Genomic DNA, 10,614 nt, shown 5'->3' with positions numbered 1-10,614 from the left:
TTTTTCCAATCCACAGGTAGCTTTACCGGTGCCAATTTTACCTACAGCGCCACAGATAACAGCGGCGCAGTTAGCCCCCCAGCTAACGCGAATCTCGGTTTAACAGGAACGACACCCAACCAACCACCAGTAGCGACACCTACTAACCTCACGGTAGGGCCAAACAGCAGCGCCCCGGTACCTGGATTGGGAGGAACTGACCCGGAAGGGTCGATCGCCTCTTATACCATCAACACCCTGCCTCCAGCGGCCCAAGGAATCCTGTTTTTAGGAGATCCAGCCAACGGCGGCGTACCAGTGACACCAGGTCAAGTTTTGACACCGGAACAAATAGGACAACTGTTTTTCCAATCCACAGGTAGCTTTACCGGTGCCAATTTTACCTACAGCGCCACAGATAACAGCGGCGCAGTTAGCCCCCCAGCTAACGCTAGTCTCGGTTTAACAGGAACGACACCCCCGCCGACTCCAGCACCAGTACCAACGCCCACTCCCACACCATTACCAATACCGATTCCAGCACCAACACCAACTCCAACACCAACTCCCAACGAACCGCCAGCAGCCAACAATACTAACCTCACCCTAGAGCCCAACAGCACCGCGCAAATTCCGGGATTGGGAAAAAGTGACCCCGATGGGTCGATCGCCTCTTACACCATCAACACCCTGCCCTCACCAGACCAAGGAGTCCTCTTTTTAGGAGATCCAGCCAACGGCGGCGTACCCGTGACACCGGGTCAAGTTTTGACACCGGCACAAATAGGGCAACTATTTTTCCAATCCACCGGCAACTTTACCGGTGCCAATTTCAGCTACAGCGCCACAGATAACAACGGCGCTACCAGTCCCCTGGCTACCGCTACTCTCGGTTCCACAGGAGCAACTCCCACACCAAATCCCCTAAACTTACCCCCAGTAACCAACAATGCTAATTTCACCGTAGACCCCAACAGCAGCGCGCGGGTGCCGGGATTGGGAGGAAGTGACCCCGATGGGTCGATCGCCTCTTACACCATCAACACCCTACCGCCAGCGGCCCAAGGAATCCTGTTTTTAGGAGATCCAGCCAACGGCGGAGTAGCCGTGACATCAGGTCAAGTTTTGACACCGGAACAAATAGGACAACTATTTTTCCAATCCACCGGCGACTTTACCGGTGCCAATTTCAGCTACAGCGCCACAGATAACAGCGGCGCTACCAGCCCCGCCACTGCCACAGTTGCCGCTATCTCCCCGACTTCCAACCAACCGCCATCGATTAACAATGTTAACTTCACGGTTCCGACTAACGGCATCGTGCAGGTGTTGGGATTGGGAGGAAGTGACCCCGATGGGTCGATCGTCTCTTACACCATCACCAGCGTCCCCCCAGCCAACCAAGGAGTCCTGTTCTTATCAGATTCAGTCAACGGCGACGTACCCGTGACAGCCGGTCAAGTTTTGACTCCGGCACAAATAGGGCAACTATTTTTCGTAGCCACAGTTGACTTTAACGGAGCAACTTTCAGCTACACCGCCACCGACAACCTCGGCAAAGTCAGCCCCGCTAGCGCTACTGTTGCTGCTATCTTGAGGCCAGTTGGAACTGTTCCCCCACTCATACCTACACCCACACCAACACCCGCGCCCGGTATCTCAAATCCGATCGGGGATACAGATACCGACTGTCAATGTTCGCCCATTATTGAAAAACCGGGAATTAACTTTGCGCCCCCCCAGCAACCACCTGCAGTTGGATTTGTCCGGCCTATTTCACAATTTCCAGAGGGACAAACCACCAAAGGAACCGACGGCGATGACTTGATCGTAGACACCAAAGGCAACCAAAAAATTGTCGGTTTTGAAGGTAACGACCTGCTTTTAGGTGAAGACGGCGCGGACGAAATTTACGGCAACGAAGACAATGACACGATTTTTGGAGGCATTGACACCGATATTGTTTACGGAGACGAGGGCAACGATATCGTATTTGCAGGCAAACAGAATGACTGGATTGCCGGCGACTTAGACTCTGACACCCTGTTTGGAGATAGAGGTGCGGATACGATTGTCGGAGACACCGGGCAGAACAACTCCCAGAGTCCTGACGATGCTCGCGATTTGATTTTCGGAGGCGAGGGTGCAGACCTCATTAACGGCAACGAGGGCGACGATACCATCCATGCCGGCAAAGGTGACGATATTGCCCTTGGAGGTAAAGAAAATGACCTGATTTGGGGCGAACTCGGCTCCGATACGTTGTTTGGTGGCATCGGCTCCGATAGCTTGTTTGGGGGCATCCGCGACCAAAGGGCCAGCGACTCCCAGGGACGCGACTTGCTGTACGGAGGCTTCGGTAACGACTTCCTCAACGGCCAACAAGACAACGATACGCTGGTTGCAGGCAAAGAGAACGATCGCGCTTACGGAGGTAAAGGCACTGACATCATCTACGGTCAATTAGGCTCCGATACCCTCTACGGCGGCCAAGGAGCCGATACTCTGCTCGGCGACAGCGGCAGTTCCCAGTCAATCGGGGATCTCGGCGAACAAGACTTAATCTTTGGGGACAGCGGCAACGACATCATCGGCGGCGGCCACGGTAATGATACCGTGCAAGCAGGTAAAGGCAATGATTGTGTTTGGGGTGGCAAAGATAATGACCTGATTTGGGGCGAACTCGGCTCTGATACCCTTGTCGGCGACAGCGGCGACGACACCATGTACGGCGGTGCTCGAAGTCGAGCTAAAGATGTTGGCGGCGATGACTTGCTCTTTGGGGGCACCGGTGCTGATGTGCTGTTCGGCGATGAAGCTGAAGATAGCATCAGTGGCGGTCAAGACAACGACTTGATTTACGCCGGCAAAGCTAACGACCTCATACAGGGAGATCGGGGCGACGACTTGATTTACGGCGGTGATGGCAGCGATGAACTCTGCGGTGGCGAGGGCAACGATACCATCTATGGCGATCGTGCTGATAACCGGGGAGTCTCGGTGGGCGCAAATGACCAGCAAGACTGCATCAACGGCGGTGAGGGCGATGACTTGCTCTACGGCAACGAAGGCCAAGATACTGTCAACGGAGATGCTGGCAGCGATACCCTGATTGGTGGTAAAGATAACGACCTGCTCAATGGGGGCGCTGGAGATGACTGGCTGTTTGGCGACTGGGGCGAGGATACTTTAATTGGAGGTATGGGGAGCGATCAATTTGTGTTGAATGGTGAGGGCGGCACTGATACTGTGATTAACTTTGAGGTAGGCGTCGATAAGTTTGTTTTGACCGACGGGCTGAGTTTCCAGCAGTTGCAATTTAGCGCCACTCCGAACGGTACGTTGCTGCAAGTAGCAGGCACCGATCGGGTTTTAGCGAATCTGGTTGGGGTTAAGGGGGCGATCGGCTCCTCGGATTTCTTACCAAATCTCTCTGAGCTCTAGAATTGGCGGCGAAAGTCTCCTGTTCTGACAAACAAAACGCCACAGCAGATCAGAACTTCTGTGGCGTTCCTCACAATACTCAATCTGGGTTAGAAACTGTGTAGCACTCGGCCCTTGACCTCGCTCTTACAGTTGCCTTTTGTCCCTCTATAAAATTCTAAAAAATCCCGGTATATTCAAGCCTGATTTGGTATAATATCAAATTTGTTCGCCTCGGAATTATTCATAAGTCTATTATCTTTAGCGGCGTCAATCCCTTGTCATGTGCAGTTCGATAAATTATCTTTTTAAAACCGCAGATGAGGGCAGATAAACACAGATTAACGCAGATAAATTAGATAAATTTATGTTGCACTCTCTATGATTTTTGACGAACTTTTACGCCCGACGAGGCTACCGGAGTTGATCTAACTTTATATGGGGTTTTTCAGGTGTTCCCAGGTACACAAGGGTTAGTAGCTCAAGTGTTTACTACCAAATAATTTTAGTGTGTTGTGCGATCGGGCTTAAGAGCAAACTAAAATTCATCACTAATTCTTCATACCCATTCCATTGATTCACAATTCGGAAGCCAAAGATACATGGATAGCTAGTTTTTCCTTTTTCCTGCTTCGACCCAATTCCCCACGATCAATTCCAATACTTAGCTTAAGATAGCGAAATCTGCTTACGTAAAAACAGCCGGCGCGGCTGGCCGAACAGCCAACCAGTCCAATTCCAATCCACCTGTTGCAAGCGATAGCCGGCCTGATAGTACAACTGTCGCGCCGCGTGATTATTTTCCAGAACGTGGAGGTAAATCTCAGAAAATCCCCATTCTCTGGCTGTCTCCTCGCAGTTGCTGAGCAATTGTTGAGCAACCCCCTGCCGCCGATAGTCGGGGTGAACGGCTAAATTCGACAAATAAGGATAGTCAGAATTAGGGATTTGCCAAGGAAAGCGAGAACGCAGAGCCATTTCTACTGTTCCTGCCATTCGCTGAGCTCGGTGCGATCGATAATTCTGCGTTCCCTCCTCGCGCGAGACTAGCTCAGCAACCAGACAAATGTAATGTTCTGCCTTAGAACGCAGCCGATTTTTTAAATCTTCGTAAATGCCCAAACGCAACACAGGATACACCCATTCTACAAACCCCTCGCGGGAGTGAAAGCTCATGGCTAAAATATCAGCTAGCTGCGTTAAGTCGTTGGGCGCTGCCACCCGGATCGAAAAACCAGAAATTCCGGGAGTTTGTTGTTGGTGAGATGGTGAGGAAAAAAATGAAGGATTCACAATGCCAGGCCACTATATTAATTTTTTTACGCTGGTTTCTAAGCTACCCTCTTAGAAAATTTACTAATGTTATACTGATCTTATAACGTAACTTATAGGCATAGTTTATTATCCAGATTAAATTACATTTTTTTGTGTTTTACTTTAAGTAGTATTTGAGGTAAATGTAAAATTTTGAGCCTTTAATACTCTAGTTCTGAAAGAATCAAACTCATCCGATAATACTAGATTTGTGGATCAACTATTTGGGCTTTAACTTGAGGCTTAATCCCTGGCTTTGGGCCGGCATCACAAGAGTTAAAGTAAACAGTAGCTTACAAATTAAATTCGCGACAGCTTAGGGGGCAAGGTATTAAAAACAATCACAAAGGTTTTAAGGTCAGGTTCCCGGAATCCTACCGCTCTCTGCTTACGGAAATACCCGATCGAATATAATTTATCCGTCAAGCGGTAGTTGAAAAACTCAACGACTTATCAGACTAACACCGGGCGCGCTGGCGTGTCGGATGTTCCCCGCTGCCCCCCGGCCTGGCACCCCAGCTTTCAGCAGTTCTGGGCAATCCATCGCCCGTCCTCGATCGAACCGGCTTTACCTGTTGAGCCAGGGGGTACTTTTCCAACCTCCTAATTTAAATTTGGATGCCTGGAAACAGTCTGCAGGGGTTTTCCCCGTCGGTTAGATACTCTGCTGCGCGCGAGCGAGACCTTCAAAACCTCGATCGAGCTGATGGACCCAGCCCAAGAACCGATGATATACGCCACGGACACTGGTCGTGGAGAGATCAAAATTTTAGACACTAGTTCAAGCTCCGCGATTCATCTGTGGAGTAAATCTAAAATCTAAAATCGACTGATAGGTTTCCACAGAGTACATCCCTAGCTAAGATTAACAGATGGATGCTCGCTCTTGCGGTGTTTCGCCACAGTAATTGGCTTGGGCGTTGGTCTGCAGGAGGCAGAAAAAATTCCGATATCGGGGAAAAAAGTGCAAGTCTAACTAAAATGGTACAGCAATTGCGTCACTCCCACAGACACCTCTGTGGTCTGTGGGCCACCCCGAAATATCAGTCAGGGGATCGACGCCGGATTGTTGTCGGTATCATTGGGTGACTGTTAAAGTTGCTGTTACTTGTGGGAAAAAACACAGGCGAAGATGTTGGTTGTCTATTGTATCTTGTTGCGGGCAGCTTTCACATACCAAATAAAATAGTCCCAGGAGCCAGGCTCAAACATAAATTTGGCAAATCAACTCACAATCAGGACGGTTATTCCTATGTATTCTGAGATATCCAGACGGCAGTTAAAATTGCCAGATTTGTGTTTGCTCTCCTGCTGCATAAAGATAAGCGGTGAAAGAAAATTATCGGGAGACGAGTTTATGTGAATATCATTAAATAATAAAATTGGGGTGCACGACAGATAACTGTGGCTCAGAAGAATTCCAAATTGAAAACCCAGACATCAAAAATCAAGGTTGATGCTTGCCTCGCATACTCACAACAACTTCATATCCACGAATTATTGTGATACCATTTTCCAAAAATAATGGCACTCTAGGCAAAATACCAACCCTTAGGTCATCAGTCATTCGCAATCGAAAATCGCAAATAGAAAATCGAAAATGGTATGACTTCATCAATTTAAATCGGCGAATTCTTCCTTTAATCAGACTTATTAAATCGAACAGCCCTGGGGCACAGGAGAACGGTGCATGAATTCCCAAGAAAATCCTAAGCTAAAAATTCTGATCGTCGATGACGAACCGGATAACCTCGACTTGCTTTACCGCACCTTCCATCGAGACTACAAAGTGCTCAGAGCCGAATCTGGTCCCGCTGCTCTCGAAATTTTGGCAAAAGAGGGAGAAGTTGCAGTGATCATCTCCGACCAGCGAATGCCAAAAATGAGCGGTACGGAGTTTCTCAGCCTGACGGCGGCTCAGTACCCCGACGTGATCCGAATTATTTTAACTGGCTATACGGATGTTGAAGATTTAGTTGAAGCTATTAACGCTGGCAAAGTATTCAAATACGTTACCAAGCCTTGGGATGCTCAAGAGCTGATAAATCTTGTCAGTCAAGCTGTTGAGACTCACAATCTTCTGAAAACGCGCACCAATGAACTGCGCCGTGCTTTGAGCCAAGAATCGCTGCTTTATGCCGTTACCAATACTATCCGCTCGGCTCCCAATTACCAGCAAATGCTGCAAAGAATTGTGGAAACTGTCGGGCAGATGTTTGAGGTGAGTTGCTGTCTGCTGCGGCCGTTCCAAGACGGCCGGGTGGCCGATGAGTGGTTCGTTTACCAGAAAGCCGAAACAAAAGGTTTGGGGGGCGATGAGGAAGTCACGCCCGGAGATGCTTGTGCAGCAGAACTCTCCCCAGATTTGCTGCCGGATTTGGTTTGGGAAACTCTGGATGTTGAGGTGATTCAAGATGCCCAAACTGACAATCGAGTTTTAAACTGGGATAATCAGCAACGACAGCAAGCTTACGAAGCTGCGAATATTCGATCGAGCTTGATCGTACCGCTGTTTTACAAAATGGAACTGATGGCAGTTTTGGCACTGCACCAGTTTGAGGAACCGCGCCAGTGGCAAGACCACGAGGTACAGTTGGTAATTACGGTGGCAGACCAAGCGGCTTTGGCGCTTTCTCAAGCCCGGGCTTACGAACAGGTGCGGGCGCTGGCAAAGCGCGAGGCCTTAGTCAATACTATTACTACGGCAATTCGATCGAGTCTCGATCCCCAAAATATTTTTGCAGCCATTACTCAACAACTCGGCCAAGCTTTGCAAGTTGACGGCTGCGCCCTATCTCTGTGGACAGAAGATGATGAATACGTCCAATGCGTGGGGCTATACGACACAGATAGGGATACCGTGGCTGTAGAACAGGGTTTTATTGACAATCCAGAGCTAGTTGCGAACCCTCTGGGCTACGAGACTGCTTCTGGTGATGCTGCTGAGAACACTCGCGCCTGGGTTTTTGCCCATCCTTCTTTGCCACAGTCTTTGGTGCCGATTCGGGGCAATCCGCTGTTGCTGCAAGTTATGGTATCAAAAGAGCCGGTGGCGATCGAAGATCTCGATGAACACCCCGAGTTAAATGTTACAGAACTGCAAGTTCGATCGCCAGCCCGCGCCTTGTTAGTCGTTCCCTTACTCTCAGAAGGCAAAATCATCGGCAGCATTTCCCTGCGCCAAAATCACAGCATCCGCCGCTGGAACATCTCAGACATTGACCTGGCTCAAATAGTCGCAACTCAAGCTGCTCTAGCCGTGCAGCAGTCGCGCCTCTACCAGACTACCAGACAGCAGGCAGAACGGCTTCTGGAAGCCGATCGGCTCAAAACCGAATTTTTCCAAAATATCTCCCACGAGTTCCGCACGCCTCTAACTCTAACTATCGGCCCTCTGGAATCAGCTTGCAGGCGTCAAGAAGACTTACCCTACGAACAAGCCGTCATCGCTTTGCGTAATTCCCGCCGCCTCCTGCGCTTGGTAAATCAACTGCTGGACTTGCAGCGGCTCGATGCCGGACGGATGCAGCCAAGTTTTCGCCCCTGCGATTTAGTCGGTTTCTGTTACTCTACCGCAGAGTCATTCCGCGCCTACTGCGAGAAAAAAGGACTGCACTTAATTACCCAACTGCAAGAATGTCCTTTACTTTATTTGGACTTGGAAAGATTTGACAAAGTTATTTACAACCTGCTGTCAAATGCTGTCAAATTCACCCCAGAAGGCGGAACTATCACCCTGAAAGTTGAATCTGCCGGCGCTCACTGCTTGTTACAAGTAAAAGACACCGGTATCGGCATTCGCACCGAACAAATTCCCTATTTATTCGAGCGCTTTCGCCAAGCCGAAGGTTCAGCTAGCCGTTCCTACGAAGGCAGCGGCTTAGGTTTGGCACTTGTCAAAGAATTAGTCGAACTCCATGGCGGTCAAATTTCAGTTGAATCTGTTTACGGCGAAGGTACTACTTTTACCGTTTGGCTGCACTTTGGTTCGACTCACTTGCCCCCGGAACAGGTACTAGAAATACCTGCGGAGTTTCACTCATCCAAAGCTGCGGTGGAACTGGCAGATGTGGAGGCAGATTTGTCAGAAAATGAGGCAGAACATCATAACTTTGAGGCGCTCCAACCAATAAGATCAGAAACAGCAGTGGGAACGGTTTTGGTGGTTGACGACAATCCGGATTTGCGCTTTTATGTGTCGGCCATTCTCCGAGATTCCGGCTTTGCAGTTTTGCTGGCGCGCAACGGAGAAGAAGGATTTGCCGTGGCTAAAAAACGTCACCCTAATTTAATTATAACTGATTTGATGATGCCTTTGATTTCGGGCTTGGATTTGATTAAGATGATTCGAGAGGATGAGGAATTGCAGGGAACTCCGGCAATTTTGCTGACTGCTAAAGCCGATGAAGATACTCGAATTGAAGGAGTAGAAAGGGGTGCGGATGCTTATTTGTCCAAGCCTTTTAATGATCGAGAATTGTTGGCAGAAGTGCGGAATTTGATCGCCCTCAAACAAAACGAGCGCCGAGTACAGCAGTTGAACAGTTATTTAACTGAATCGGTGCTTCGCCGATTTTTGCCGCCGTCGATGGTGAAGGCCGCAGCGGCTGGAGATTTGGCGCTGGATTTGCGCCCCGAACCGCGATTGATTACTATTTTGTTTAGCGATATTGTCGGTTTTACTGAAATGGCAAATACGCTGCGCTCGCGCCGGGTAGCTGAGCTTTTGAATGAATATTTGGCTGCAATGACTAAGGCTATTTTTGACAGTGGCGGTACGGTGGACAAGTTTGTTGGAGATGCGGTAATGGCTTTCTTTGGCGCGCCGGAGGAACTAACGCCTAACGAGCAAGTACGCCGCGCTATAGCTGCTGCTGGGCAGATGCTGCGAGCTCTCAAGGAGCTTAACCAGGGCTGGTTGGAGCAGGGAATTGTTGGGGAAAATGGGATGCTTCCGGTGCGGTTTCGCTGCGGAATTCACCAGGGTACTGCGGTGGTGGGGATGTTTGGCGGCCCCGACCGATCGGATTATACTGCGATCGGGCCGAGCGTGAATATTGCCGCCCGCTTGCAAGAGGTGACGGAACCCAACACGGTGCTAATTTCGGCGGCGGTTGCAGATTATGTTGAGGAAAATCGCATTGTTAAATATAAGCCTTTGAAACTAAAGGGAATTGATGAAACTGTATTGACTTTTTTACTAAATTGTGATTAGTCATTAGTTGTTTGTTAAGTATTATATGTTGATATCCCACACACAATCTCGGAAACAACCTATTCGTAAATACAGCAGATTTCAACTGAGTGAACTACATTCACCCCACCCGCCCCAAGGCTGTTTCATATCGATTCCGGTTGCACCGAAATCGATATCAATTGTTTAATTTTTAATCTAAAATTTACAATCGACTCACCAAAGTTCAAGATTCCAAATGGCGGCTGGGGAGTAAAATCTAAAATCTAAAATCTAAAATCTAAAATCTAAAATTGACTGACCTTCGTTGCTTCCATCTATCAAAAGAGGGAAATTTTTTAACCGTTGGTCGGCGGATAACCTCTCTCTAGAGAACGGTTCAGCCGAGCGCTCCGATCGAGTAGAAATAGAATGTCATATCTGATTGTGTATTGTATGAAACTGAATTCTTTTACGAAACGGCTTTCGACAGTCGGGCGCTGGATGGCTGCAACTGTGCTTTGCGTGTCCGCGATGGCCTTCGTGTGGTCTGGTGCGTTCTTCTCGAACACCGCAGCAATGGCCTCTCCTGCTGTAAACTCGATGGCAGCAGAAGCAGATGCGGGCGATAAGGTTCAAGAAAAAGCTAGCAAAGATGCTGGACGAGCCAAGAACTTCATCCGAGATACAGAAGAGAAGGTTAAGGAAACTGCCAAGACAAATGC

3 protein-coding genes and 1 pseudogene are annotated in these 10,614 nt (G+C 49.0%); 3 read left to right on the top strand and 1 reads right to left on the bottom strand.

Annotation, left to right across the window (positions count from 1 at the left end):
• On the top strand, window positions 1-3,423 hold a 3,423-nt coding region (locus tag QUA38_RS24295), incomplete at its 5' end, for an Ig-like domain-containing protein (protein ID WP_445305100.1).
• 648 nt (window positions 3,424-4,071) lie between these two features.
• On the opposite strand, the gene QUA38_RS24290 is transcribed toward QUA38_RS24295, so the two are convergent.
• Window positions 4,072-4,695 (bottom strand): GNAT family N-acetyltransferase, encoded by a 624-nt coding sequence (locus QUA38_RS24290; protein WP_333166437.1) that lies wholly within the window; start codon window positions 4,693-4,695, stop codon window positions 4,072-4,074.
• A 1,711-nt stretch (window positions 4,696-6,406) separates the two neighbouring features.
• Between QUA38_RS24290 and QUA38_RS24285 the strand changes: the two genes are divergently transcribed.
• Entirely contained in the window at window positions 6,407-9,931 is a 3,525-nt protein-coding gene (locus QUA38_RS24285) for a response regulator (protein ID WP_333166434.1), read from the top strand.
• Between the two features lie 414 nt (window positions 9,932-10,345).
• A pseudogene (locus tag QUA38_RS24280) lies at window positions 10,346-10,614 on the top strand (hypothetical protein); the annotation flags it as partial.

Origin of the sequence: Microcoleus sp. Pol12B4 (assembly GCF_036701385.1) — a bacterium.
GTDB lineage: Bacteria > Cyanobacteriota > Cyanobacteriia > Cyanobacteriales > Microcoleaceae > Microcoleus.
Note: the sequence above shows the minus strand (reverse complement) of the source record. Positions and strands in the feature narration are given on the sequence as shown.